Source organism: Phaeobacter sp. HF9A, assembly GCF_011806385.1.
In the GTDB taxonomy this organism is placed as follows: Bacteria; Pseudomonadota; Alphaproteobacteria; order Rhodobacterales; family Rhodobacteraceae; genus Epibacterium.
In genome coordinates this window covers 1-25,493 of sequence record NZ_JAATOX010000055.1, presented here as the reverse complement: position 1 = coordinate 25,493, position 25,493 = coordinate 1, and the positions used below count along the sequence as shown (strand labels likewise).

Below are 25,493 nucleotides of genomic sequence, written 5' to 3'. Positions count from 1 at the left end.
GACCCCCGCCCAGAAACTGAGAACGGCCGCGTAAATTCTACGACCAAGTCCCCGCAGAAACGGGGGGATTACCCCCGACGAACTCATTGATCAGTCTAAGAAAGAACACGGAATAGCTGAAAGGGCATGGAGCGCCCAATTGCGCTGGAAGATCTGTTGGGCGTTTGCACTAGCAGTTTCTTGCCTCTCATTCACTTGCGGGCTTGCTTGGCCGCTCGTGCAGGTGGGCCTCTTGGATAAGAAAATCACTCCAAATGTCATAATGGATGCTGGGTCAGAAAATTGAAGTTCGAGTAAAAGCTCTGTTCGAGATTGGTCCCATCTATAGTAGCTCGCTCCGCGGCGGGCTCAGGCTTGCTGAATGCGCCGCTGATGAAGGTCTGCTCTGGTGAAGCTGCAGCGCAGCGCTGGACCGTTAGTCACATGTCTCCTAAGGGCCGGGTCAAGCCTTCGGGCCTGGCTGGCCGCCCCGAGTTTGCAAATGTCGCTAACTGCGCTTCGCTGCCCATGGTGCTGACCGCAGCATCAGCCAGGGCCGCCACCGCTTGCTGAACGGCGGCTTTCCGAAACCTCGCGGCGGGCCACGTCATTGTGGGCCGTCGCAGGTGCCGATGCCGATTGCACTGACAGAGTAGAGATGGTCGATCATGGCGCAGCATATTGGCGCTGCGCCATGTGCTGTGCTGTCTGCTTGGCTTACCGCCGGTTCTTCTTCTGTTGGCTCGCCTTCACCATCTTTCGCAGGGATTTGCCCTGCATTTTGCGCTCGGAGAGGGTGGAGGAGTTGAAGCGTTCCTCTGCGGCCAGTTTGCGCCAGCGGGCCACGCGCGGGGCGTCGATCTGGCCTTGATCCAGGGCCTGCCGAATGGCGCATCCGGGCTCTGTTTCGTGCTGGCAATCGCGAAAGCGACAGTTGGCCGCGAGGGTGACCAGATCGTCAAACAGTGCGGCGATGCCTCCTTCGGCATCGGTCATCTGAAGCTCTCGCATGCCGGGGGTATCAAGGATCGCGCAGCCGTCATCGGTGAAATGCAGATGGCGTCGGGTCGTGGCGCCCCTTGCTGTCGTCTTCGCGAATGGCGGCGGTTTCTGCGACATTTTTGGGGAAGAACGCGTTGACCAGCGTCGTCTTGCCGACCCCGGAGGAGCCGAGAAAGGCGACGGTCTGGCCCAGTTTGCACCAGCTGGCGAGCTTGGCGCGGGGCTCGTCGCTCTTTGCGTTCAGGGCCTCCACCAGAACCCGGTCCGAGATGGCCCGTGCGGCATCGACATAGCTGGCGGGGTCCTCGCAAATATCGGCCTTGGTGAGCAGGATCACCGGCGTCGCCTCGGCTTCCAGCGCCAGCGCGATATAGCGCTCCAGCCGCGCGACGTTGAAGTCGTGGTTGCAGGAGGAAACGATGAACACGGTGTCCACATTGGCCGCAATCAGCTGGCGCTGGCGATCATGTCCGGGCGCGCGGCGGGCAAACAGGCTGCTGCGCTGCAGAAGCGTGCTTTGCGCCGGGCTGTCCGGGTCATAGAGAATCCAGTCGCCAACCGTCGCATCCAGCCCGGGCGGAAGCGTGGTATCCAGCCCGTCCCCAAGCAGACGCAGGCCACTTCGGTGCACTTCGGTCACCCGGGCGGGAGATTTCCGGTCGAGGTCATTGATGGTGATCTGCTGGCTGAAAAACGGCTTCCAGCCCAGTTTCTCCAGCGGAGAGGGGCCTTGTCTGGGCGTTGGGCCCGATGCCGCGGAAGGTAAGAACCCTGAATAATCTCGTGTCATTGTGGTGAACTTTCATGTTCCATGCGCGGGCGGTCCCGCTTTGTAAAGTGTTGTTGGGGCAACAGCAAAACTCCCCTTGGCGCGCCAGCTGTTCTGGCGCTGCGGTCTGCGGGTCGGGTTTTGCATCGGGAGGGCGCTTTGCCTCCCCACTTTACCAGGTCATAAAACCTCCACGAGTTTGGGTATTTATAGACGCACGGCTTGTCGCTCGCAAGTCGCGAGAGGCTATTGTCGGCGCAACGCGACGAAATATGCCTGTCTACGGTCAATCTTGCAGATGAAATATGGGGAGAAATGGTGGGTCGTGAGAGGCTCGAACTCCCGACATCTTCGGTGTAAACGAAGCGCTCTACCAACTGAGCTAACGACCCGGTGAGCGGGGATTTAGTGAATACGCCGGCAAAGCGCAAGAGGGGATCGACCTCTTTTTTCACAAAAATCACCTGTCTGGCCGGGAAAGCCCGGGGCGATCAGCGCAGCACCTCCTCGCGACCCCGCTCCAGCACATAGACGCAACCCTGCTCGTTGGGCAGCGCGGCCATGTCTTCATAGTCCAGCCCACAAATGAGACCGCGCAGAACCTGGCCCAGCAGCCCGTGTGCGACCAGAACGGTGGGGGTTTCCAGCTGGTTCACAAGATCGAGGATCCGGGATTGGAACGCGCCGTAGCCCTCGCCCTCCGGGGCGGCGCAGAACAGACCGAGATTTGTCTGTACCCGTTGGTGGATCTCGGGAAAGCGGTCGGCAATATCGGTGCGGGTCAGCCCCTGGAACTGCCCGGCGTGTACCTCGGCCAGGCGTGGCTCGGTCACAAAATCGCGCGCGCCCAGAGCAATGCGGGCGGTATGCTGGGCACGGCGCAGGGGCGAGACAAGGCAGGGCGGGCGATGCGCCGCGAGGATGGGGGCCATGATTTCGGCCTGACGCCGGGCATGGGCGATGCCCTGCGCCGTCAGATCCGATTCCAGCTGACCTTGTACGCGGCCCTCGGCGTTCCATTCGGTTTCACCATGGCGCAGGAACCAGATTTTCGGCGCATCCATCATTTTGTCATGTCTCTTTCCGCCGGGGGCGTTGCTGTCTGAGCTGGGCGCGGAGGCGGCCCACGGCAAAGGTTACGTCTTTCGTGCCCCTGCGCAAGCCGGAGGGCAGGGGGAGGGGGCAGGAAAACGCCAACCGTTTCGGGGCCATCCCTCTGTCGGAATTTTTTTCCAAAGAAAGCGCCAAAATCACCATTTCTGCGCTTGACGCCCCCTGCGACCTGAGAATATTACAGCCCAACGTTCAGCAGCGATGCTGGATCAAGCAGTAAGCGGTTGTAGCTCAGTTGGTTAGAGTACCGGCCTGTCACGCCGGGGGTCGCGGGTTCGAGCCCCGTCAACCGCGCCACTTTCACCCCGCCTGGGGCCCTCGCAAGAGGGATCAGGACCGCCCCGGACGGGGAGTTGACCAAGGTCAGCATGATACGCGCGGTTGTAGCTCAGCTGGTTAGAGTACCGGCCTGTCACGCCGGGGGTCGCGGGTTCGAGCCCCGTCAACCGCGCCACTTCTTCTCTCATCAAATTTCATCTCAGCCTTGTCCCCTGCGGGATATCACGCAGCGCGCCATTGCCTTGAGCGCCAGTTTTCCGTTTGCCAGAACGGGCGCCATCCTGCGCCGAGTCGGGACTAAAAAACGCGCCTGTCTGGTCGGACGGGCGCGCTTCTTGAGGAGGCTGGAGATGGTGTTAGAGCAGCTTCACCACCGTCTTTTGCCATTCGCTGTATTTCATCAACTTCAGGCTGTGCTTTTTCAAAAGTTGCTCATAGGCCTTTTTCGCGATGGTCTCTACGCCGCTGGCTTTGGGGTGGGCTTTGCGGTTCAAAAGGGCCGCGAAACGAGTGTATTTGATGCAGGTCAGCAGGTTCTTGTCATCGCAAAAGTTCTTATTTGCCATGGCTTTGATGTAGGATTGCAGGGTCGGGGTTGTCTTGGTGATCGACTTGATGATCGAGGACTCCACGACCTTTAGGTATTCCATAGATTTCGGAAAGCTGGTGGAATAGTTCGTATCCATGATGCGAACCATTTCTCTTTCCGTTTCCAGCAGATCTTTGTTCCAGTTGCTGCGGGAAAAGTCGTTCGTCTTGGCGCGTGCAACCATGCGGCTTCGCAGGTCGGAGGAGATATTCACCTCCAGTCGCGACCCCGGTGCGATAAACATATCATAGAGCGCCTTGGGCTCGGCTTTGCGCCGGTTTTGCAGCACGAAGAGCAGGTTTTCCTCAGCCGCGGATCGTTTGAGAAACTTGAGGAATGCGGCCGTGAAGTGGGTCTTGTCGTCGATGAATTCTTCAATCGTATCGGGAAAATTTTTGCCTGCAATCTTGATCGTCATGTCTTTCTCCGTCTGCACCAGGCTGAAACTGGCGTTTTGCTGTGTCGATGTAGGGAAAACACGGCAGTGGCGGGTTCTATTCGGTACGATGCAAATAAAATTCGAGTGGCTTCGTCTTCGGGGAGATTTGCACTGGCCTGACACAACCTTATTGCGATAGACGGGCGTGGATGTTTTTCCAAAGACCAAAGCTATGATTCAAAGTGACTTTGCCGTTGTAACGATTGTCCGCGACGATCTCTATTTCCTGAAACGCTTCATCGCCTATTACGGTGGGCTGTTCGGGCGGCGCAACCTCTATATTATCAGCCACGGCGACGAGGATGCGGTGCGCGAGCTTGCCGAAGGATGCACCATTTTTCCGATCCCGGCGATCGAGACCAGCAAGTTCACCATGCTGCATTGGCGCACCAAGAACCACCTGAAGAACGCGCTGCGGCAATGGTATCGGCATGTGATCGTTTGTGACGTGGACGAGTTCATCGTGGTCGATCCGGCCAGCGGCATGAACCTGCGCAGCTGGCTGGAGACGGCGCCGGTGCGGACCGTCTATTCCGCCATGGGGATGGAGGTTCTGCATATGCGCGACCGCGAGAGCGACAGCATCGAGGAGGGCATCCTTGGCCCGCGGCGTCATGTGCGGGTGGATCTGCACTACGCCAAGCCCTGCATCCTGTCACGCAACGCGCATCTGGCGCGCGGTGGGCATTATAGTGAATACGACAGGCTGAACCTGCCGGAGTTCCTCTATCTGTTTCATATGAAATACTGCGATTTCGACCTGTTCGTGGACACGCTGAACCGTCGCAACGCGATGATCGAGGCGCAGAAGGCGGTGGCTGGAGGGGAACAAGTGCGCACCAATCCTGCATGGTTTGCCGAAAATCGCCGGGATGAGGAGACCTTTGCCGCCTTCGAGGCTGCCCCGGTGGAGGCGGTGTTTGACCTCAGCCCTATACGCGCCGCCATGCACAAAAGCTGGCGTCCCCGGAAAAACAACCTCTGGCATTTTGACAGGCCGGATTACCCGCAGGTCTATCATCTGCCGGAGCGCTTCATTGGCGCGGATCAGGCCTGAGCGCCGCTGCCAGGGCGGTCCCCGCCTGCCGCATCAGCGACAGGCGAGAGGTCACGGTCAGGTCTTTGACAGCGCGTCCAGAACACGTGCCCAGGAGCGGATCCCCTTGTGGAAGCTCTCCAGGTCGTATTTCTCGTTTGGCGAGTGGATGGCGTCATCCTCATTGGCAAAGCCGATCAACATCGCATCCATGCCCAGGATGGATTTGAAATAGCCCGCCACCGGGATCGAGCCGCCCATGCCGGAGAACACCGCCTCGCGATCCCATTCCGCCGTCAGCGCGCCGCGTGCGGCCTCGAACTCGGGGCGGGTGGTGTCGATCACATAAGCCGGCGAACCATCAAGATCGAGATCCCATTCCACCGTGCAATCAGAGGGCAGGCGGTCTTCGACGTGTTTGCGGATCTTCTTGCGCAGCGCGAGGGGATCCATATCGCCAACCAGGCGGCAGGTGATCTTGCAATGGGCCTCTGCCGGGATCACCGTCTTGGTGCCGGCCCCCTGATATCCGCCCCAGAGCCCGTTGATCTCCAGCGTCGGGCGCGCCCATTGCTGTTCCAGCGTCGAATAGGCTTTTTCGCCATGGGCCTCGGTCATGCCGGCATTGGCCAGATAATCCGCCTCGTCAAAGCCGCAGCCCTGCCATTGCCGCAGGATGTCGGCGGGCACCTCGTGGACGCCCTCGTAGAACCCCTCAACCGCAACGGCGCCGGTGTCGTCATCATGGAAGCTGGCGATCAGCTTGGAGATCTCGCGCAGCGGGTTGCGCGCGGGGCCGCCATAGTGGCCGGAATGCAGGTCGATTTTGGGGCCTTTGAGGGTGAATTCATCCTTCATCATGCCACGCAGCTGCGAGGCAACCGAGGGCACGCCGCGCGATACCATGGAGGTGTCGCAGATCAGCGCGATATCGGCCGAGAGCTCTTCCTTTGCGGCCTCAAGGAAGGGAATGAGCGAGGGCGAGCCGCTCTCTTCTTCGCCTTCAAAGAAGAACGTGATGCGGCAGGGCAGGCTGCCATGCACGGATTGCCAGGCCCGGCAGGCCTCGACAAAGGTCATCAGCTGGCCCTTGTCATCCGAAGAGCCGCGCCCCCGGATCACGGTGCCATTTGGTGTCTCTTCCAGCTGCGGTTCAAACGGCGGCGTGGTCCAGAGGTTCAGCGGATCCACCGGCTGCACATCATAATGGCCGTAAAACAGCAGATGCGGGCCCTTTGCGGTCTCGTCCCCGACATGGCCGACCACCATCGGATGGCCGGGCGTGGGGCGTTTTTCAGCCTTGATGCCGATCGAGTTCAGATCCTTCACCAGCCAGTCGGCGGCGGCGTCGCACTGCTCTTTATAGGCCGGATCGGTGGAGATCGACTGGATCCGCAGCAGATCCAGCAGCCGATCGGTGGCGGCGGAGAGATCGGAATCGATTTTTTCAAGGACGGGGGTGAGGGACATCTAGTACTCCTGGGCTGTGGCATCCTGACCGGCGCCGACATGGGGCGCATCTGGGTGTCGCCCCAGAGCCGGCACAGGCTGTGGACTCGGGCCGGAGCCTAGCAGCGCATTTGGGCAAGGACCAGAGAGCGCGTCAAATCTGGCCAAAGCTGGCTAACTTATTGGCGTGGCGGCATGAATGAAAGGTTTCCGATCCGCTACAATCCGGCGCGAGGCCTTTAGCCAGACCACAATTGCAGGGCAGGGTTGCGCGTGCCCGCGCTTGCCCGGAAATCAGAATGGTTCTAGAACCGGCTGAAAGGTTTATTTGACCTGTATCAAGGATCATGCCCCCGTGACACTCTATCACGTTGTGCAGGAATATGGTGCCGGATAAAAGCCGCGGGGCGCGCCCCGGGGTTGACCCTTGCAACAGGGCGCCGGTACAGCAATGAAATGCGGCCTCTGTGGTTGGGGGCACGACAGACAGCTATGGAGATGCCGGTGGACTATACCGCACAACTCGACGCAGCGATCGAACGCCTTCACGAGGAAGGCCGCTATCGGACCTTTATCGATATCGAGCGCAAGCGCGGCAAGTATCCTCACGCGGTCTGGACCCGGCCTGACGGCAGCGAGCAGGACATCACGGTCTGGTGTGGCAACGACTACCTCGGCATGGGCCAGAACCCGATTGTGCTGAGGGCGATGCGCGAGGCGATTGATGCGACCGGCGCCGGCTCTGGCGGTACCCGCAATATCTCCGGCACCACCGTCTATCACAAAGAGCTGGAATCCGAGCTGGCCGATCTCCACGGCAAGGAAGCGGCGCTGCTGTTTACCTCCGCCTATATCGCCAATGATGCGACTCTTTCGACCCTGCCGAAGTTGCTGCCGGGTCTGATCATCTATTCCGACGCGCTGAACCATGCCTCGATGATCGAAGGCGTGCGGCGCAATGGCGGCGCCAAACGCATTTTCCGCCACAATGACGTGGCCCATCTGCGCGAGCTGCTGGCGGCGGATGATCCTGCCGCGCCCAAGCTGATCGCCTTTGAGAGCATCTATTCGATGGATGGTGATTTTGGCCCCATCGCCGAAATCTGCGATCTGGCCGAAGAATTCAACGCGCTGACCTATCTCGACGAGGTGCACGCGGTGGGCATGTATGGCCCGCGTGGCGGCGGTGTGGCCGAGCGTGACAACCTCGCGGATCGGATCGACATCATCAATGGCACCCTGGCCAAGGCCTACGGTGTCATGGGCGGCTATATCGCGGCTTCGGAAAAGATGTGCGACGCGATCCGCTCCTATGCGCCAGGGTTTATCTTCACCACCTCGCTTGCACCTGCGCTTGCGGCCGGCGCGGCGGCCTCCGTGCGCCACCTGAAGGTCGCGCAAGAGCTGCGCGACAAGCACCAGGAGCAGGCGCGCTATCTGAAAACCCGGCTGAAGATGATGGGCCTGCCCATCATCGACCATGGCAGCCATATCGTGCCGGTGATCGTCGGCAACCCGGTCCACACCAAGAAACTGTCGGACATGTTGCTGGCGGACTATGGCATTTACGTGCAGCCGATCAACTTCCCCACCGTGCCGCGCGGCACCGAGCGGCTCCGCTTTACACCCTCGCCGGTGCATGGTTCGGGGGAAATGGAACATCTGGTGCGTGCAATGGATAGTCTGTGGTCGCATTGTGCGCTAAATCGCGCCGAATTGGCCGGATGAGCGACTACTAAGTGTTCCTTAAATCATTTCGTGTTATCCTTTCATCAATGAAACAGTGCTGACGAATCGGGAATCGGTTCGTACAGCGGTGATGTCGCAAAACGGCAGGTACTGATGGGACAGCAGGCATGATCGGGCGCCTCACGCAGCGTGGCGCCAAGGCGCGTACAGATACGTCACAGCCGCCGCGCGGCTTTGACGACTTCGAGCTGCGACTCGGTGACATGATGCGCGGTGAACGCGCCACCATGGGCAAGTCCCTGCTTGATGTGCAACGTGAACTGCGCATCAAGGCATCCTACATCGACGCCATCGAAAACTGCGATCCTTCGGTGTTTGACACCCCAGGCTTCATCGCAGGCTACGTGCGCTCTTATGCGCGCTATCTGAACATGGATCCCGAGCGGGCATTTGATGCCTTCTGCGCCGAAAGCGGCTTTTCCGTCGCCCATGGCATGTCTTCCGAGGCATCGGTGCGCAAGCGTCAGGATCAGCCGACCGTCACCAGCACCGGATTGGGCAGCGAGGCTTTTGCCCGCACCAGCACCCCCTTTGTGCCAGTGGCCGAAGGGCTGCTGAGCCAGGTTGAACCGCGCGCCATCGGCTCTTTGCTGGTGCTCTGCGCGGTGATCGGCGGGCTGGGCTATGGCGGCTGGAAGGTGCTGCACGAGGTGCAGCAGGTGACCTTTGCCCCGGTTGAACAAACCCCCGAGGTGCTCGCCGAACTCGATCCGCTGGCCAGCGCCGCCTTGATCTCTGCCGCCACGACCGAAGATCCCGCCGCTCAGGCGCTGGACCGTCTCTACCGCCCCGAGGCGCTGGATGTGCCGGTTCTGGTGGCCCGGGATGCGCCGATTTCAACGCTGGACCCCCGCGGTCAGGGTAATTTCGCGGGCGCCTCTGCGCCGACGCTGATGCTGGCGGATGCGGCCTTGCCCGCCCAGGCCAACCCGGATGCGCAGGTGCCGCAAGTGCTGAAACCCAGTGCGCCTTCTGTCGAAATGCTGGCGGTTCACCCCTCTTGGGTGCAGGTTAAGACAGCCGATGGATCGGTGATCTTCGAGACGATCATGGAGCCGGGCCAAAGCTACGAGGTGCCGCTCTCTGACGATGCGCCGCTCCTGCGCACCGGCGAAAGCAGCGCCATCTATTTTGCGGTCAATGGTCAACATTACGGCCCGGTCGGTGGCCGCGGTCAGGTCACCAAGAACGTAGAGCTCTCGCCCTCCGCCCTGCAAGAGCGGTTCCAGCTCGCCGATCTTCAGGACGATCAGAACTCCGCGCTGGCCACAATGGTGGCCCAGCTGCGCGCCGAAGAACTGCAACCGGCGATACCGACAGAGTAACGCCCACTCGAACTCGGGGCGTATCGGCCCCCGTGATCCGATCACGGTTTTTTCAACGCCCCGGACAGCCATTGCAGGCTCCGGGGCGTCGTCGTATTGAGGGCGCAGCACCTACGCGCGACATCCAGGACGAGGCAGACCATGTCCCATAACCCGATCCGACCCTGGCGCAATATCGACCGCCGCAAGAGCCGCCAGATCATGGTGGGCAATGTGCCGGTGGGGGGCGACGCCCCGATTGCGGTCCAGACGATGACCAACACGCTGACCACCGACATCAAAGGTACCATCGCCCAGGTGCAGGCTGCCGCGGATGCGGGCGCCGATATCGTGCGCGTGTCGGTCCCGGACGAGGACTCCGCCAAGGCGCTGAAAGAGATCGTGCGCGAAAGCCCGGTCCCTATCGTAGCCGACATCCATTTCCACTATAAACGCGGCATCGAGGCCGCCGAAGCCGGGGCCGCCTGCCTGCGGATCAACCCGGGCAATATCGGCAACGAACAGCGCGTCAAAGAGGTGATCAATGCCGCGCGCGACCACAATTGCTCGATCCGCATCGGGGTGAACGCGGGCAGCCTGGAAAAGCACCTGCTGGACAAATACGGCGAACCCTGTCCCGATGCGATGCTGGAATCCGGTCTCGATCACATCAAGATCCTGCAAGACCATGATTTCCACGAATTCAAGATCTCGGTCAAAGCCTCCGATGTCTTTATGTCCGCTGCCGCCTATCAGATGTTGGCCGAGGCCACCGACGCGCCGATCCACCTCGGCATCACCGAGGCGGGCGGGCTGATGTCCGGCACCATCAAATCGGCGATTGGCCTGGGGCAGCTTCTGTGGATGGGCATCGGCGACACGCTGCGCGTCAGCCTCTCCGCCGATCCGGTCGAAGAGGTCAAGGTCGGCTTTGAGATCCTGAAATCCCTCGGGTTGCGCCATCGCGGCGTCAATATCATCTCCTGCCCCAGCTGTGCGCGGCAAGGCTTTGATGTGATCAAGACGGTGGAAACGCTGGAGCGCCGGCTCGAGCACATCAAGACGCCGATGAGCCTCTCCATCATCGGCTGCGTGGTCAACGGTCCGGGCGAAGCGCTGATGACCGATGTCGGCTTCACCGGCGGCGGTGCCGGCTCTGGCATGGTCTATCTGGCGGGCAAGGCCAGCCACAAGATGTCCAACGATGAGATGGTCGAACACATCGTCGAGGAGGTCGAGAAAAAAGCCGCCGCGCTCGACGCGCAAGCGGCTCAGGACGCGGCTGAATAACCCCGTGTCTCTTTCATCTTTTCCCAAATATCCCGGGGGTGTGGGGGCAGCGCCCCCACGATGCACATGCTCAGCTGCGCTGGTCGCGGATCTCTTCGATCATGATCCGCATCTGATCGGCAGGCAGATAGCCGCGCAGCATTTCACCTTCCAGCACAAAGGTCGGCGTGCCGGAAATCGACAGGGTCTGCGCCAGCGCCCGTGTGCGCTGCAATTGTTCGGTGACCGCAGGGTCCTCCATCTTGGCCAGGATCGCGTCAGCATCCAGCGACATCCCCTGGGCAAGGCGGCGCAGGGCGACCTCGTTGGGCTCGCTGGGCAGGGCGATCAGCGCGTTGTGGATCTCCTCATAGGCGTCGTCCCCGGCAACCAGCCGCGCGGCCAGCGCAAAGCGGGCCGAGATCACCGAGGCTTCGCCCAGGATCGGGAATTCCTTCACCACCAGGCGAATGTTCTTGTCGCTTTGCAGCAGGGCCTCGATTTCCGGTGCGGCGCGGCGGCAGTAGCCACAGCGATAGTCCATGAACTCCACCAGGGTGATATCGCCATCCGGGTTGCCGCCGACCCAGGAATAGCCATCATCCTGCAACTCCTGCATATTTGCCTCCACCAGCGCGTCATCGCGGGCGGCTTCGGCCTGTTGCTGTTGCTGTTCCAGCAGATCCACCGCTTCGAGGATCACTTCGGGGTTTTCCAGCAGATAGCTGCGCACCGCGTCGCCAAAGGCGTCTTTTTCCGTTGCGGACATGGCGCTCAGATCCAGCGCCCGGCCCGCCGGGGCGGAGAGCGTCAGCGCGCAGGCGGCAACACCGGCCATACGTGTCAGGGCTGTCATTTCTTGTTCCTTCTTTTCTCGTCTTGTTCAAATGCAATCAGCACATCCTGCGCCCGCCGCCAGGCCGGAGAGCCATTGGGCAGGGCCTGCGTGGCGCGTTTGGCATGGGGGCCAGCGTCCTTCAGCCGGCCTTGCAGGGCGTAGCGTTCGGCAGTGACCAGCGCCGCCAGTCCGGGCTGTTTGGTCTGGGCATAGGCCAGCGACATGTCCCGCAGCAAGCCCGCATTGCGAAAATCAAGGCTGCGGGCCTGTTCCATCGTCTTCAGCGCCCTGCGCGGATCACCCGCCGCCAGTTGCGCGCGCCCGAGGCTGGCAAGGATCAGCGGCTCTTTCGGCGCCAGACGCGCGGCGGTGGCATATGCGGAAACCGCCGCCGACCAACGCCGGTTTTCATAGAGGATCTGGCCCCAGAGCTCGTGATAATAGGCGTCATTCGGACGTGCTGCCAGCAGCGCCTGCATGTCCTTTTGCGCGTGCGAAAACTGGTTCTGGCGATGCGCCGCAATCGCGCTGCGCATCAGTTTCACGTCGCTGTGGGGTTCCGCCTTCAGTCGCCGCTTGGTCCAGCTCGGCGCGCGGGTAAAGGCCGAGAGCTTGCCCTTGATACGATCCAGCCAATAGGCGGCTTCGGGGTCGGGCGCGGGCGCGTCCTTGAGGCTGGCCACATAGGCCTCGGCGGCACGGACGCGGTCGCGGCTCAAGGGGTGCGAGCGCATATAGGGATCCTGATGCGCGGCGCTCAGCACCTCTTGCCCGGCAAAGAGCTTATGCACATCGACCATGCCCTGCGGGTTGATCCCAGCACGGGTCAAAAAGCTCAGCGCGGAACGATCCGCCGAGGATTCCTCGGCGCGGGTATGGGACAGAAACCCGCGCAGCGCTGAGGATTGCGTGCCGATGGCGATGCCAGCTGCGGCCTCGCCTGCGCCAGCGGCGGCGGCCAGCAGCCCCAGCGCGGCGCCAAAGCCGGCGGCGGTATTGGCCGAGCGCATATTCGGCGTGCGCCGTCCGATATGGCCATTGGCGATATGGGCGGCCTCATGGGCCAGCACCGCCTGCAACATCTCGGGCGTTTCTGCCTTGAGGATCAGGCCGTAGTTCACAAAAATCGCCCGCTGGTCGATCACAAAGGCGTTAAATCCGCTGTCATCCACCACCAGAATCCGCACCCGACGCGGGTTCAGCCCGGCGGCGCGCAGAATCGGCGCGGAGAGTTCCGACAGCCCATGTTCGATATCCGCATCGCGCAGCAGCCGGATCGACTGGGCCTCGGCCATCAGGGGCGGCAGGCCGCAGCTCAGGAGCAGCGCCGCGCCCAGCACCTGCCCACGCAAAAACAGCGCGCGGACCGCGCGGCAAAGAAACGGCCAGATACGGGCGCCCGGGATTGACGCCGGAGGCAATACGCGGTCAAAACTCATGGCCGCACCATGGGAGATCAGCATGCGAAACTCAAGCCGCTCGAAAGTCGATCCCTTCATTGTGATGGATGTGATGGAGGCCGCCCGCAAAGCCGAGGAACAGGGTCGCCACATCATCCACATGGAGGTCGGCCAGCCCTCGACCGGCGCGCCTTCAGGTGCGCGCCGCGCGCTGGCGCAGGCGCTGGATCAGGACGCCATGGGCTATACCGTGGCGCTGGGTCTTCCGGCGCTGCGCCGCCGCATCGCGCAGCTCTATGGCGAATGGTATAATGTCGATCTGAACCCGGAACGGGTGGTGGTGACGCCGGGCTCTTCGGGGGCTTTCATCCTCAGCTTTACCTCGCTCTTTGACAGCGGCGACCGGGTCGGCATCGGCGCGCCGGGCTATCCGTCCTATCGGCAAATCCTGAGCGCCCTTGGCATGCAGCCGGTGGATATCGAGACCAGCGCCGACAATCGCTTGCAGCCGGTGGCGGCGGATCTGCGGGGGCAGAACCTCGCTGGCCTGATGGTCGCCAGCCCCGCCAACCCCACCGGTACCATGCTCGACAAGCCCGCGCTGGCCAGCCTGATGCAGGCCGCCGAGGAGGAGGGCGCGAGCTTTATCTCCGACGAGATCTATCACGGGCTGGAATATGAGGCGAAGGCGGTGACGGCGCTGGAGATTTCCGATCAGGCCTATGTCATCAACTCCTTCTCGAAATATTTCTCCATGACCGGCTGGCGGGTGGGGTGGATGGTGGTGCCGGAGGATCACATCCGCACCATCGAGCGCATCGCCCAAAACATGTTCATCTGCGCCCCGCATGCCAGTCAGGTGGCGGCCCTGGCGGCGATCGACTGCCGCGAGGAGCTGGAGGGCAATCTGGCGGTCTATGCCAAGAACCGCCAGCTGATGCTGAAAGGGCTGCCGCAGGCGGGCTTTAGCAAGATCGCGCCGCCCGATGGCGCGTTCTATGTCTATGCGGATGTCTCTGATCTGACCACGGACAGCCTGAGCTTCGCCGCCGAAATCCTTGAAAAGGCTGGCGTTGCGGTGACGCCGGGGCTGGATTTCGACCCCCTGCGCGGGGCCACCACGCTGCGGTTCTCCTATGCGCGCGCCACCGCTGATATCGAGGAAGGGCTGGCGCGGCTCAAGACATTTATGAAGGGGCGCGGCTGATGCGCCTGACCGCGATCCTGACCGCGCTTGCGCTGCTGCTGACGCCGATTGCAGCCGCCGCGCAGCAGGGCTTCACCGCCCGCGCGCGCGTCCTGCCGGAGCAGAGCAGGCTGGCGCAATCGGGCCGCGCGCTGACCCTGGAGCTGGGATTGAGCCAAGGGGTGCCTTACCGCGCCTTCACCCTGGATGAGCCGCGCCGGGTGGTGCTGGATTTCCAGGAGGTGGACTGGACCGGCCTGCGCAAGGAGGCCTTTACCGGCGCCGAACAGATCAGCGATATCCGCTATGGCAGCTATGTGCCCGGCTGGTCGCGGCTGGTGCTGGAGCTGGCGACGCCGATGCGGCTTCGCTCGGCGGCACTGGACATCGACAGCGTTACCGCCGAGGCCGCGCTGAAGGTGGTGCTGGAGCCCACCAGCGCCGATGCGTTCACCGCCGAGGCCGGGGCGCCGTATGATCCGCGACTGGACCTGCCCGAACCCGCCGAACTGCTGGCCCGCCCGCGAAAGGACAGTGACGCGCCCCTGGTGGTGATGCTGGACCCGGGCCACGGCGGGTTGGATCCCGGTGCCGAAGCCGACGGCGGCATCGCGGAAAAGGACCTGATGCTGAGCTTTGCCTATGATCTGGGCGAACGTTTGGTGCGCTCCGGCGCCTTTGAGGTGCTGCTGACCCGCGAGGGAGATTATTTCGTATCGCTGGAGCGGCGCATTGCCATGGCGCATCAGCAGGGCGCGGATCTGTTTATCTCGCTGCACGCGGATTCGGTGAGCGAAGGCATGGCCCATGGCACCGTGGTCTATACGCTGTCAAAGGACGCCTCCGATGTGGCCTCCGCCAAGCTGGCAGAGCGCCACGACCGGGGCGATCTGCTGTCGGGCAGCGATCTGAGCGGCGCCGATGACGTGGTGACCGATGTGCTGCTGGATCTGGCGCGGCAGGAAACCCATCCGCGCAGCACCGCGCTGGCGCAATCGGTGATCGAGGCGCTGATGGAGGGGGGCGGCCCGGTGAACCGCCGCCCGCTGCGCTCTGCCGGGTTTTCCGTGCTGAAATCCGCCGATATCCCGTCGATCCTGATCGAGCTCGGCTTTATGTCGAGCCCGCGCGACCTGGAGCTGCTGAACGATCCCGACTGGCGGGCCAGGGCGGCGCAGGGAATCCTTCAGGGCCTGCTTGAATGGCGCGAGGCCGATGTGGCGCGCCGTGCCCTGGTGCGGCAGTAAATTGCCACGACATTCGGGCACGATCTGAGCAAGAAGTGATCACTGATGCGCATGATCTCCGCGCATTCCCCCTTGCGCCCGACGCGCTCCGCTGCTTTTTGCCGCCTCAGGGGAGCGGTGAATTCTGAGGATACAGCCTCTGGCGCATCTGGTATAATCCCCCTGGCTTCCACCCGGTGGCGCGATCCCTCGCGCCGCCCGATCACGTTTTGACCCTTGTCACCTTGGCCCCTATAAGGGGCGCATCGTGCGAGAAAGGCCCCGACTGTGCTTAGGTTTATTCTGTCCATCTTTGGCGCTCTGTTTAGTACCATCACCCTGGGGATCGGGGTTATGGCGCTGTCCATCGGTGCTATCTTCTGGGTCTACGGACGCGACCTGCCCAGCCATGAATCCCTGGCGCAATACCAGCCGCCGACGATCAGCCGGATCTATTCCGGCGAGGGGCAGCTGATCGACGAATTCGCCAAAGAACGCCGCCTGTTCACCCCCTCGGATGAAATTCCCGATCTGGTGAAACAGGCGTTTATCTCGGCCGAGGACAAGAATTTCTATAACCACGCCGGCTATGACGCGCGTGGCATGGTGGCGGCGGCCATTGATGCGGTGAAATCGCGCGGCAAGAACGTGCGCGGTGCCTCGACCATCACCCAGCAGGTGATGAAGAACTTCCTGCTGTCAGGGGATCGCCGGGCCGAGCGCAAGATCAAGGAGATCATCCTCGCCACCCGGCTGGAGGATTCGCTTTCCAAGGACAAGATCCTGGAGCTTTATCTGAACGAGATTTTCCTTGGCCAGAACTCCTATGGCGTGACCGCGGCGGCGCAGACCTATTTCAACAAGACCCTGGGCGAGCTGGCCCCGCATGAGGCCGCCACCCTGGCCTCGATGCCCAAAGCGCCGTCGGATTTCCACCCGGTGCGCAACAAGGAGCGCCTGCTGCAACGGCGCAACTACGTGCTGCGCGAGATGAAAGAAAACGGCTATATCTCCGAAGACGTCTATAACGTCGAGGTGGCCCAGCCGCTGCGCTCGGTTCAGAATGGCGATTTCGAGGCCTTCCGCACCGCGCTGCCGCCGCGGGACTATTTTACCGACGAGATTCGCCGCCAGCTGTCAGGCGATTTTGGCGAGGGCGAGTTCTTTACCGGCGGCTTTACCGTGCGCGCCACCATCGACGAGGAAATGCAGCGCGAGGCGGCGCTGGCGCTGCGCAACGGGCTGGAGAAATTCGACCGCTCCACGCAGAAATGGCGCGGCACCGGCATCACCCTGCCAAGCGAGGCGCTGGCCGATGAAGACAGCTGGCGCGCGGCGCTGAGCGAGGCCAAGGTCTCGCGCGATATCATCACCATGGATGGCGCCTGGCTGCCTGCCGTGGTGCTGAAGGTGGAGGACAACGCGCTGACCCTCGGCATCGAGAGCGTCAGCGGCACCGGCACGGTCCCGCGTGCGGACATCAAATGGATGAAGGGCAACTTCAGGGACAATTTCAGCGTCGGCGATGTGATCTATGCGATGGCGGTCCGCAAGGGCGATGCGCTGGACCATTGGTCCGTGCGCCAGGTGCCCGAAGTGCAGGGCGGCTTTGTCGCGATGGATGTGAACTCCGGCCGGGTTCTGGCGATGCAGGGCGGCTTTTCCTATCAGGATTCGGTCTTTAACCGCGCCACCCAGGCGCAGCGTCAGCCGGGGTCGAGCTTTAAACCCTTTGTCTATGCCGCCGCGCTGGACAGCGGCTTCAGCCCGGCCACCATCGTGATCGACGCGCCGATCGAGATCAACACGCCGCAGGGCGTCTGGCGGCCCAAGAACTCCAGCCATAAATTCTATGGCCCGACGCCGCTGCGCACCGGCATCGAGATGTCGCGGAACCTGATGACCATCCGTCTGGCACAAGAGGTCGGCATGCCGGTGGTTGCAGGCTACGCCGAGCGTTTTGGCGTTTATGACAACATGGGCACCTTCCTCGCCAACTCGCTGGGGGCGGAGGAAACCACGCTTTACAAGATGGTCACCGCCTATGCGATGTTTGCCAATGGCGGCGAGCGGCTGGAGCCGACGCTGGTGGACCGGGTGCAGGACCGTTTTGGCAATACCATCTACCGCCATGACGAACGCGATTGCGTTGACTGTACGGTGACCGATCTTGCGTCAGGGCAGGCCCCCCGGATCATCAGCAACCGCGAGCAGGTGATGGACCCGATCACCGCCTATCAGCTCACCTCGATGATGCGCGGCGTGGTGGATCGCGGCACCGCCTCCAGTGTGGTCAACCTGCCGGTGCCCACGGCAGGCAAGACCGGCACCAGTAACGACGCGCGTGACGCCTGGTTCGTGGGCTTTACCTCCAATATCGTCGCGGGCTGCTATATCGGCTATGACAACCCCCGCCCGATGAAGGGGGGGCGCGGCTATGGCGGCACCCTTTGTGGGCCGGTGTTCCAGCAATTCATGACCAAGGCGACCGAAAAATTCGGCGGCGGCCCGTTTGAGGTGCCCCCCGGCGGGCATTTCATCAAGATCGACCGCTACACCGGTGCGCGCCTGCCCAATGACGCCAGCGGCGCCTATGTGGTGGCGGAATATTTCCGCGACGGCGAAGAGCCGATCTTTGGCCTGACCTATGATGGCGGCTTTGGCATGGGCTCTGATCTGCCGCTCATCGAGGAAGTGACCGAGTCGGGCCGTCAGGTCACCACCTCCAGCGGCGGCACCGCCGTGCTTGGCCCAAAGGCCACATTCGGCGACGTCAGCTCTGGCGGGCTCTACTAGGCGCAGGATGGATTGCACGGGCGGCGGCAGGGCAACCTGACCGCCCGTGCTCTTGTCGTGGCCTTTGGGCTGCGCTATCACCCAGTCTCAAACCAGTTTTCAAGGATCCCAGCATGCGCGCCGAAACCCAGAACATCGTGGCCGATATCGAGAAGTCGCTGGAGCTTCTGGCGCAGCGGATGAATTGGGAAACGGCTGAATTCCGGCTGGAGGAATTCAACGCCCGGGTCGAGGATCCCAACCTGTGGGATGACCCGGAGGCAGCGCAGAAACTGATGCGCGAGCGCCAGTCGCTTGTGGATTCCATCGACACCTACAAGAGCATCAAACAGGATCTTGCCGACAATATCGAACTCATCGAGCTGGGCGAGATGGAAGAGGACGCAGAGGTCATTGCGGATGCCGAAGCGGCCCTGAAGACGCTGAAGGAAAAAGCCGCCGAGAAGGAGCTGGAAGCGCTGTTGGACGGCGAGGCCGACAGCAATGGCACCTTCCTTGAGATCAACTCCGGCGCCGGTGGCACCGAGAGCTGCGACTGGGCTTCCATGCTGGCGCGGATGTATGTCCGCTGGGCCGAGAAAAAGGGCTATAAGGTCGAGCTGCAATCGGAAACGGCGGGCGAAGAGGCGGGCATCAAATCCGCCGCCTATAAGATCACCGGCCACAATGCCTATGGCTGGCTGAAATCCGAAAGCGGCGTGCACCGGCTGGTGCGGATCTCGCCCTATGATTCGGCGGCAAAGCGGCATACCTCGTTCAGCTCGGTCTGGGTCTATCCGGTGGTGGATGACAATATCGAGATCGAGGTGACCCCCGCCGATATCCGCATCGACACCTATCGCTCCTCCGGGGCGGGCGGTCAGCACGTGAACACCACCGACTCGGCGGTGCGGATCACCCACATCCCGACCGGCATCGTGGTGACCAGTTCGGAAAAGTCCCAGCACCAGAACCGCGACATCGCCATGAAGGCGCTGAAATCGCGGCTCTATCAACAGGAGCTGGACCGTCGCAACGCCGATATCAACGCCGCCCATGAAGCCAAGGGCGACGCCGGTTGGGGCAACCAGATCCGCTCCTATGTGTTGCAGCCCTATCAGATGGTGAAGGACCTGCGCACCAGCCACGAGACTTCCGACACCAAAGGCGTGCTGGATGGCGATCTTGACGGGTTCATGGCCGCAACCCTCGCGATGAAAGTCGCCGGCAAAAGCCGCGCCGACGCGCAGGGCGAGGGCTGATCCCGCAGCGCGGCATGTCCGTTTCGTGATCGTGGACCGGCTAATTTAACAAAATTCTCGTCGCAGGAGGGGAGCGCTCCCGCCCCCGATGCGGGCATCAACAGATGCCCTTTCGGCGTTGGGCGTGGCGCAGCTGCCCCTCCGGGCCAGCTGCGGCGCCTGCCGCGGGCCGTCGCGATGTGGTTGCCTTGTCACAAAAATCCAGTCGAATGACGAAGATTGCAGGGGGGCGGATGCCGATCTATCATCGTCTGTAGATCTCTATGGGTCTGCGACACCCGTGAGCGCCCGTCGTCGGGGAATGGGGCAGGCTGCATCCGGGATCTGGAATGCGGCTGGAGGAGCGGCCGAAAAAACGCCGGGGAGGGCGAGAAGACAGATGACAGGCAGCAGCATCGAGACAGGTGCCACGATGAGCGAGCGCCCGCGAGGGGTGCCGGAGCTGCGCCCGATGACGGGCGGCGTATTGATAGATGCCCTGCGGGCGGGCTGGCGGGATTTTCGCGCCAAGCCACTGTTTGGGCTTATTTTTTCGGGATTTTACGTGCTGGTGGGCTGGCTAATGATCTGGGTCACGATCCAGACGGAAACCAGCTATTGGCTGGTGCTGGCGGCGATCGGCTTTCCGCTGATCGGGCCCTTTGCGGCGGTGGGCCTATATGAGGTGTCGCATCGGCTGGAGCAGGGGCGACGGCTGGATGCGGGGCGGATCTTTGGCGTGATCTTTGAGCAAAGCCGCCGGCAGTTGCCGTCAATCTGCGCCATCATCGTGGTGGTGTTTCTGTTCTGGTTCTTTCTGGGCCATATGATCTTTGCGCTGTTTCTGGGCCATATGCCGATGGTCAATGTGTCCAGCTCCACGGATGTTTTCCTGACCGAACAGGGGCTTATGATGCTGCTGGTGGGCACGGTCGTGGGCGCGCTGTTTGCGCTGCTGATCTATATGATCACGGTTCTCGGCCTGCCGCTCCTGCTGGATCGCGAGATTGATTTTGTCACCGCGATGATTGCCAGCTTCAGCTATGTGCAGGCCAATCCGCTGCGAATGATCGCCTGGGCCGGCTTTGTGGCGGGTCTGACGTTTCTGGCGCTCTTGCCGGGCTTTTTGGGCCTGCTGATTGTGCTGCCCTGGCTGGGGCATTCCAGTTGGCATCTCTACCGGCTGATCCGCGTGACCTGATCGCTTTGCCGTCAGCGGAAAGGCGTGTCGAGCTGTAGCAGGCGTTTTTGAAAGGGGACGATGTCGGGTTCGGTGGTAAAGCCGCATGCCCGTGCCACCGCGATGGCGCGTTTGACATCCTTGCCGAGGTATTCATAGACCATGCGCAGCACGCGCTCGCCGCCTTCGCTCTCGCGAATGGTGCGGGCGACATAGCCGGTCCAAAGGCTGTTTTCGGCGGCCGAGACCCGGGCCAGATAGTTGAACGAATACGTCAGGGTATTGCGGCGGCTGAGCACAAAGGCCACGCCATCCTCGTGGCAGGTCATATAGCCGCGATACTCGCGCGTCAGCCCCGAGGTCGACAGCCCCTGAAACCGCATCCCGGCGCGGGGCTCGTAGCCTTTGACATAGGTGACGCCGTCGATCCGCTGCACAAAGACGATGCCAACCACGAAACTCTGGTCGCTGACAAAGCTGCGGCGGGTGAAGCGGTAAAAACCGGTGGGGAAGACCTCTTCGGTGACGCGGGTGATGCCGGTGTCAAAGAAATCTTTCAGGTAAGGGCTGTGGATGACAAGCCCCTGTGATTTTTCCAGCTGGCTGACAGGTTCAAGCAGGATCCGGGCGTCAACGTCAAAGAAGGTGCAAATCCGATCCAGGATATCGGGCCGGGGGAAGCTCTCGCCGGAGAGGTAGCGATTGAATTGCGTGCGGTTGATGCCAAGGCGGCGCGACAGCTCTGAGATGGAAGGGTAGTCGCGGGAGAGGCGGCGCAGATTGTCGCCAAAAACGGTTCGCAATTCTGCCGGAGATCTGGTGGGCTTTGGCATCGGGGTCTCCAAAACACAAGCTGTGACACGAAGTAGCGTCATGCCGAGACGCTATTTAGCTTCAAACTGAAAATAACTGACGCTGTATCGTATCAATGCCGACACAAATTGCAATTGGCAAATCCGCAGTTTGGGATGTTTGAAAATGCGATTCTGACGCAGAATAGAGACAGGCAATTGAGGGGTCCGCTATGATCGGAGTTGTCGTTTGGACAGACGCTGCCAAGAGTAAGGCCGTTATTTGGTGTGAGGACCAAAAAGATCTGGCCTACTATCGGCAAGTGGAGGAAGTCTCGGGCGTGGTGTCACCGTGCAAGGGAGATCTCGTGGAATTCGAGGTCCATCACGAAGGTAGCCTGCGCATCGCTCAGAATATGCTGGTGATTGACGTGGAGAGCCATGGTGACCTGGCGGATGCCTTGCGGGCGGAGCCGCGCGCCGGAGGCGAAACCGATAGCCATGTCGGAGCGGATGTAACCGTTTTGTCGCGACCAGAAAGCCGCGACGCCAAGCGTATGCCGGGGCGAAAAAGCATTGCACGGCAGGGCAAGGGCTACGCGCTGGCGCTCTCTGGGGGCGATCAGGAAAGCGCAACGATCCTGCCCTTCCCCGAACGGCTTCGCGCCTGAGGCCCGGGCTGCGCCAGTTGCGGCCTCATTGACCTGTTCGGAAATAACTAAAACGAAAAAGCGCACCAAATTGGTGCGCTTTTGCAGGTCTAGCCTTTGGGCAGCGCTTTCGCGCCAGCGCCAAAGGCCGTGGGGCTTCGCGTCAATCGCCGCGCAGCAGGGCGGCAACGCCGGTGCGGGCGATCTTGGTCAGGCCGAGGGGGCGCATCAGATCGGCGAAGGCGTCGATCTTGTCCGGCGAGCCAGTCAGCTCAAAGATGAAGCTACCAAGGGTGCTGTCCACGACCTTGGCGCGGAAGATATCCGCCAGCCGCAGCGCTTCGACCCGTTTTTCGCCATCGCTGACCACTTTGACGATTGCCAGTTCTCGCTCCACGAAGGGGCCGGCGACGGTGAGGTCGGTGACCTCATGCACGGGCACGATACGGCCAAGCTGCGCCTTGATCTGTTCAATCACCTGCGGTGTGCCGGTAGTGACAATGGTGATCCGGCTAAGGTGGCCGGTGTGATCCACTTCGGCGACGGTGAGGCTGTCGATGTTATAGCCGCGCCCCGCAAAGAGCCCGATGACACGGGCCAGCACGCCGGGTTCGTTTTCCACCAGAACCGTGATGGTATGGCGTTCTTCCACATCCGAGAAGTTGGGCCGCAGGTTATAGGCGGAGTGCCGGGTGGAGCCTTTTTTGATGTTTAGGGCAGACATTTATGTCCCTTTCTATCGTCTCTCGCTGCCCGGAAAATTCGAATTTTCCGGGCAAATTTCTTGGAAGAAATTTGTTACACCAGCACTGCGCCGCCGGCCTGGATTGCGCCCTGTGTGTCGGCATCGCCCAGGAGCATCTCGTTGTGGGCTTTGCCCGAGGGGATCATCGGGAAGCAGTTTTCGTGTTTTTCCACCAGGCAGTCGAAGATCACCGGTCCATCGTGGTTGATCATCTCCATGATCGCGTCGTCCAGGTCCTTGGAATCAGAGCAGATGATCCCCTTGGCGCCAAAGGCCTCGGCGAGTTTGACAAAGTCTGGCAGCGCTTCGGACCAGGAATGCGAGTAGCGTTCGCCGTGCAGAAGCTCCTGCCACTGGCGCACCATGCCGAGACGCTCGTTGTTCAGGATGAACTGTTTCACCGGCAGGCGATACTGTGTCGCGGTGCCCATTTCCTGCATGTTCATCAGCCAGGAGGCTTCGCCCGCCACATTCACAACCAGCGCATCCGGGTGGGCGATCTGCACCCCGATCGAGGCCGGCGTGCCATAGCCCATGGTGCCAAGGCCGCCAGAGGTCATCCAGCGGTTCGGGTCTTCAAAGCCCAGGAATTGCGCGGCCCACATCTGGTGCTGGCCCACTTCGGTGGTGATATAGCGATCCATGCCCTTGGTCAGCGCCTCAAGCCGTTCCAGCGCGTATTGCGGTTTGATCGTGGTTGCGGAGGGCGTGTAGGTCAGGCATTTGACCTTGCGCCAGTCGTCGATCTGCGCCTGCCATTTCGCCAGGGCCTCGGTGTTTGTCTTGCGACCGCGGCTCTTCCAGACCTTCAGGATGTCTTCCAGCACATGGCCGACGTCGCCAACGATCGGGATATCGACCCGGATCACCTTGTTGATCGAGGAGGGGTCGATGTCGATATGCGCCTTGGTCGAGTTGGGCGAGAAGGCGTCGATGCGCCCGGTGATCCGGTCGTCAAAGCGCGCGCCGATGTTGATCATCAGATCGCAATCATGCATCGCCATATTGGCTTCATAAAGCCCGTGCATCCCGAGCATGCCCAGCCATTGCTTGCCGGATGCCGGATAGGCGCCGAGCCCCATCAGGGTGGAGGTGATCGGAAAGCCGGTGGCCTCTACCAACTCGCGCAGGAGCTGGCTGGCGCCGGGGCCTGAGTTGATCACCCCACCGCCGGTATAAAACACGGGCCGTTCGGCGGCTTCGATCGCGGCTACCAGTTCAGTGATCTCTTCCATATCGCCCTTGACCGGCGGCTGGTAATGCGAGGCCGAGGGTTTTGCCGGCTGATAGGTGCCAGTGGCAAATTGCACATCCTTAGGCACGTCGATCAGCACCGGGCCGGGGCGGCCTGAGGTGGCAACGTGGAAGGCCTCGTGGATGGTCGCGGCGAGCTTGTCGGTATCCTTCACCAGCCAGTTGTGCTTGGTGCAGGGGCGGGTGATGCCAACGGTATCGGCCTCCTGAAAGGCATCCGAGCCTATCATGAAGGTCGGCACCTGGCCGGTCAGAACCACCAGCGGAATGGAATCCAGCAGCGCATCCGTCAGCCCGGTCACCGCATTGGTGGCACCGGGACCGGAGGTCACCAGAACAACGCCGGGCTTGCCAGTGGAGCGGGCATAGCCCTCGGCGGCATGCACCGCGCCTTGCTCGTGACGGACCAGGATGTGGCGAATGTCATTTTGCAAGAAGATTTCATCGTAAATGGGTAGCACAGCGCCGCCGGGGTAGCCGAATACCGTGTCCACGCCCTGATCCTTGAGGGCTTGAACCACCATTTTTGCGCCGGTCATCTCACGTGTCATCTGCTTTGCTCCAGTTCACGACATCGTCTTTTCGGGTCGATACCCGCATAAAAAAGCCCCCGATTTTCTGGATCGGAGGCGCATGGGTCTGAGTATGGTCAACCGTCACCGGCCCATGCGCGTGTGTCCTACAATTACGACTAGCTTCGCCATTGTTCGAGGTCTCCATCATGCGTTGCGAGGGACATTATTGGCGTCAAACGGGGGCGTCAACCGCAAAAGGGCAGATATTTTCCGGGTTTCGGATGTTTTATTTCCAAAAGGAGCTGTTTGGCGACATTTATGGGAAGGGATTGCGGTGTTTGGGTAATCTCTGTCGTTGGCGCGCGTTGGGCATGCAGGATGCGAGGCTCTGCCTCGCGCTCCGGGATATTTGAGAAAAGATGAAGCTGGGCTGCTCCTTTGCGGTGCGGCACGCGCGCGCCGGGCGTGAGCCCGGCGCCGGGCCCAACGGGAGGCGTTCGCCTTGGGCGAACAGCCGACGGGCGGGAGTGCTACCGGCATGTTGGGGCGCGCCGCTGTCGGCGGGCTCAGATGCCGCGGCCGGTGCCCTGGAGCACGCCATGTTCCAGCGCATAGCGGGTGAGGCCGGCGGTGGAGGAAAGGCCCAGCTTGCGCTTGATGGTCTTGCGGTGGGGTTCCACCGTGCGCACCGAGATATCCAGCGCCAGCGCCACGC

Annotated in this window: 21 protein-coding genes and 3 tRNA genes; 12 read left to right on the top strand and 12 right to left on the bottom strand. The window is 61.7% G+C overall.

The features are described 5' to 3' along the window. Positions 1-696: 696 nt before the first annotated feature. From HCZ87_RS21325 to HCZ87_RS11490, 4 genes are all read right to left on the bottom strand, one after another. Positions 697-975, bottom strand: a complete 279-nt coding sequence (locus tag HCZ87_RS21325; RefSeq protein WP_368484117.1) for a hypothetical protein — start codon at positions 973-975, stop codon at positions 697-699. A gap of 43 nt (positions 976-1,018) precedes the next feature. Next, a complete protein-coding gene (gene rsgA / locus HCZ87_RS11500; protein WP_368484116.1) occupies positions 1,019-1,771 on the bottom strand; it encodes a GTPase RsgA in 753 nt (250 codons plus the stop codon). 295 nt (positions 1,772-2,066) lie between these two features. After that, positions 2,067-2,142: transfer RNA gene (locus HCZ87_RS11495), tRNA-Val, on the bottom strand. A gap of 99 nt (positions 2,143-2,241) precedes the next feature. Continuing rightward, positions 2,242-2,817 (bottom strand): histidine phosphatase family protein, encoded by a 576-nt coding sequence (locus tag HCZ87_RS11490; protein WP_175582237.1) that lies wholly within the window; start codon positions 2,815-2,817, stop codon positions 2,242-2,244. Positions 2,818-3,083: 266 nt separating this feature from the next. Here HCZ87_RS11490 and HCZ87_RS11485 point away from each other — a divergent pair. Next, positions 3,084-3,160, top strand: a tRNA-Asp gene (locus tag HCZ87_RS11485). 80 nt (positions 3,161-3,240) lie between these two features. Then, positions 3,241-3,317, top strand: a tRNA-Asp gene (locus tag HCZ87_RS11480). Positions 3,318-3,498: 181 nt separating this feature from the next. Here HCZ87_RS11480 and HCZ87_RS11475 read toward each other — a convergent pair. Beyond that, complete coding sequence (locus HCZ87_RS11475) at positions 3,499-4,149, bottom strand: hypothetical protein (RefSeq protein ID WP_167643898.1); 651 nt, start codon at positions 4,147-4,149, stop codon at positions 3,499-3,501. A 193-nt stretch (positions 4,150-4,342) separates the two neighbouring features. On the opposite strand from HCZ87_RS11475, the gene HCZ87_RS11470 reads away from it, so the two are divergent. Further along, the gene (locus HCZ87_RS11470; protein WP_167643897.1) at positions 4,343-5,227 is read left to right on the top strand and encodes a glycosyltransferase family 2 protein; all 885 of its coding nucleotides are present in this window, start codon (positions 4,343-4,345) and stop codon (positions 5,225-5,227) included. A gap of 57 nt (positions 5,228-5,284) precedes the next feature. Here HCZ87_RS11470 and HCZ87_RS11465 read toward each other — a convergent pair whose 3' ends face one another. Further along, complete coding sequence (locus HCZ87_RS11465) at positions 5,285-6,676, bottom strand: M20/M25/M40 family metallo-hydrolase (RefSeq protein WP_167643896.1); 1,392 nt, start codon at positions 6,674-6,676, stop codon at positions 5,285-5,287. A 483-nt stretch (positions 6,677-7,159) separates the two neighbouring features. Between HCZ87_RS11465 and hemA the strand changes: the two genes are divergently transcribed. The 3 genes from hemA to ispG all read left to right on the top strand — a co-directional run bounded on the left by hemA (position 7,160) and on the right by ispG (position 10,998). Beyond that, positions 7,160-8,383 (top strand): 5-aminolevulinate synthase, encoded by a 1,224-nt coding sequence (gene hemA / locus HCZ87_RS11460; RefSeq protein WP_167643895.1) that lies wholly within the window; start codon positions 7,160-7,162, stop codon positions 8,381-8,383. Between the two features lie 128 nt (positions 8,384-8,511). Then, positions 8,512-9,729: a helix-turn-helix domain-containing protein gene (locus tag HCZ87_RS11455; RefSeq protein ID WP_167643894.1), complete on the top strand. Its 1,218-nt coding sequence runs from the start codon at positions 8,512-8,514 to the stop codon at positions 9,727-9,729. A gap of 141 nt (positions 9,730-9,870) precedes the next feature. Then, on the top strand, positions 9,871-10,998 hold the full coding sequence (ispG, locus tag HCZ87_RS11450; RefSeq protein ID WP_167643893.1) for a flavodoxin-dependent (E)-4-hydroxy-3-methylbut-2-enyl-diphosphate synthase: 1,128 nt from the start codon (positions 9,871-9,873) through the stop codon (positions 10,996-10,998). A gap of 70 nt (positions 10,999-11,068) precedes the next feature. On the opposite strand, the gene HCZ87_RS11445 is transcribed toward ispG, so the two are convergent. Together HCZ87_RS11445 and HCZ87_RS11440 are read right to left on the bottom strand one after the other, a co-directional pair. Then, positions 11,069-11,833 carry a DsbA family protein gene (locus tag HCZ87_RS11445; protein ID WP_167643892.1) on the bottom strand — a complete coding sequence of 255 codons (765 nt, stop codon included), beginning with the start codon at positions 11,831-11,833 and terminating at the stop codon, positions 11,069-11,071. Next, positions 11,830-13,278, bottom strand: coding sequence for a M48 family metalloprotease (locus HCZ87_RS11440; protein WP_167643891.1), 1,449 nt, complete (start codon positions 13,276-13,278; stop codon positions 11,830-11,832). The genes HCZ87_RS11445 and HCZ87_RS11440 overlap by 4 nt, the downstream gene beginning before the upstream one ends. Between HCZ87_RS11440 and HCZ87_RS11435 the strand changes: the two genes are divergently transcribed. From HCZ87_RS11435 to HCZ87_RS11415, 5 genes are all read left to right on the top strand, one after another. Next, complete coding sequence (locus tag HCZ87_RS11435; RefSeq protein ID WP_167643890.1) at positions 13,277-14,422, top strand: pyridoxal phosphate-dependent aminotransferase; 1,146 nt, start codon at positions 13,277-13,279, stop codon at positions 14,420-14,422. The two genes, HCZ87_RS11440 and HCZ87_RS11435, sit on opposite strands and share 2 nt — an antisense overlap. Further along, entirely contained in the window at positions 14,422-15,648 is a 1,227-nt protein-coding gene (locus HCZ87_RS11430; protein WP_167643889.1) for an N-acetylmuramoyl-L-alanine amidase, read from the top strand. Before HCZ87_RS11435 ends, HCZ87_RS11430 begins: the two co-directional genes overlap by 1 nt. Positions 15,649-15,915: 267 nt before the next feature. Continuing rightward, positions 15,916-18,423, top strand: a complete 2,508-nt coding sequence (locus HCZ87_RS11425; RefSeq protein ID WP_167643888.1) for a PBP1A family penicillin-binding protein — start codon at positions 15,916-15,918, stop codon at positions 18,421-18,423. A 113-nt stretch (positions 18,424-18,536) separates the two neighbouring features. Beyond that, positions 18,537-19,664 carry a peptide chain release factor 2 gene (prfB, locus tag HCZ87_RS11420; protein WP_167643887.1) on the top strand — a complete coding sequence of 376 codons (1,128 nt, stop codon included), beginning with the start codon at positions 18,537-18,539 and terminating at the stop codon, positions 19,662-19,664. A gap of 379 nt (positions 19,665-20,043) precedes the next feature. After that, on the top strand, positions 20,044-20,844 hold the full coding sequence (locus tag HCZ87_RS11415; protein WP_254868612.1) for a DUF2189 domain-containing protein: 801 nt from the start codon (positions 20,044-20,046) through the stop codon (positions 20,842-20,844). 11 nt (positions 20,845-20,855) lie between these two features. Here the strand turns inward: HCZ87_RS11415 and HCZ87_RS11410 are convergent, their stop codons facing one another. Further along, a complete protein-coding gene (locus HCZ87_RS11410; RefSeq protein ID WP_167643886.1) occupies positions 20,856-21,656 on the bottom strand; it encodes a helix-turn-helix domain-containing protein in 801 nt (266 codons plus the stop codon). A 326-nt stretch (positions 21,657-21,982) separates the two neighbouring features. On the opposite strand from HCZ87_RS11410, the gene HCZ87_RS11405 reads away from it, so the two are divergent. Next, positions 21,983-22,285 carry a hypothetical protein gene (locus HCZ87_RS11405; RefSeq protein ID WP_254868611.1) on the top strand — a complete coding sequence of 101 codons (303 nt, stop codon included), beginning with the start codon at positions 21,983-21,985 and terminating at the stop codon, positions 22,283-22,285. Positions 22,286-22,427: 142 nt separating this feature from the next. On the opposite strand, the gene ilvN is transcribed toward HCZ87_RS11405, so the two are convergent. The 3 genes from ilvN to HCZ87_RS11390 form a co-directional block, all read right to left on the bottom strand. After that, entirely contained in the window at positions 22,428-22,988 is a 561-nt protein-coding gene (gene ilvN / locus HCZ87_RS11400; protein WP_167643884.1) for an acetolactate synthase small subunit, read from the bottom strand. A 74-nt stretch (positions 22,989-23,062) separates the two neighbouring features. Beyond that, a complete protein-coding gene (locus HCZ87_RS11395) occupies positions 23,063-24,814 on the bottom strand; it encodes an acetolactate synthase 3 large subunit (RefSeq protein ID WP_167643883.1) in 1,752 nt (583 codons plus the stop codon). 530 nt (positions 24,815-25,344) lie between these two features. After that, positions 25,345-25,493, bottom strand: a 149-nt coding sequence (locus tag HCZ87_RS11390) for a LuxR C-terminal-related transcriptional regulator (protein ID WP_167643882.1), incomplete at its 5' end; no start/stop codon positions are given.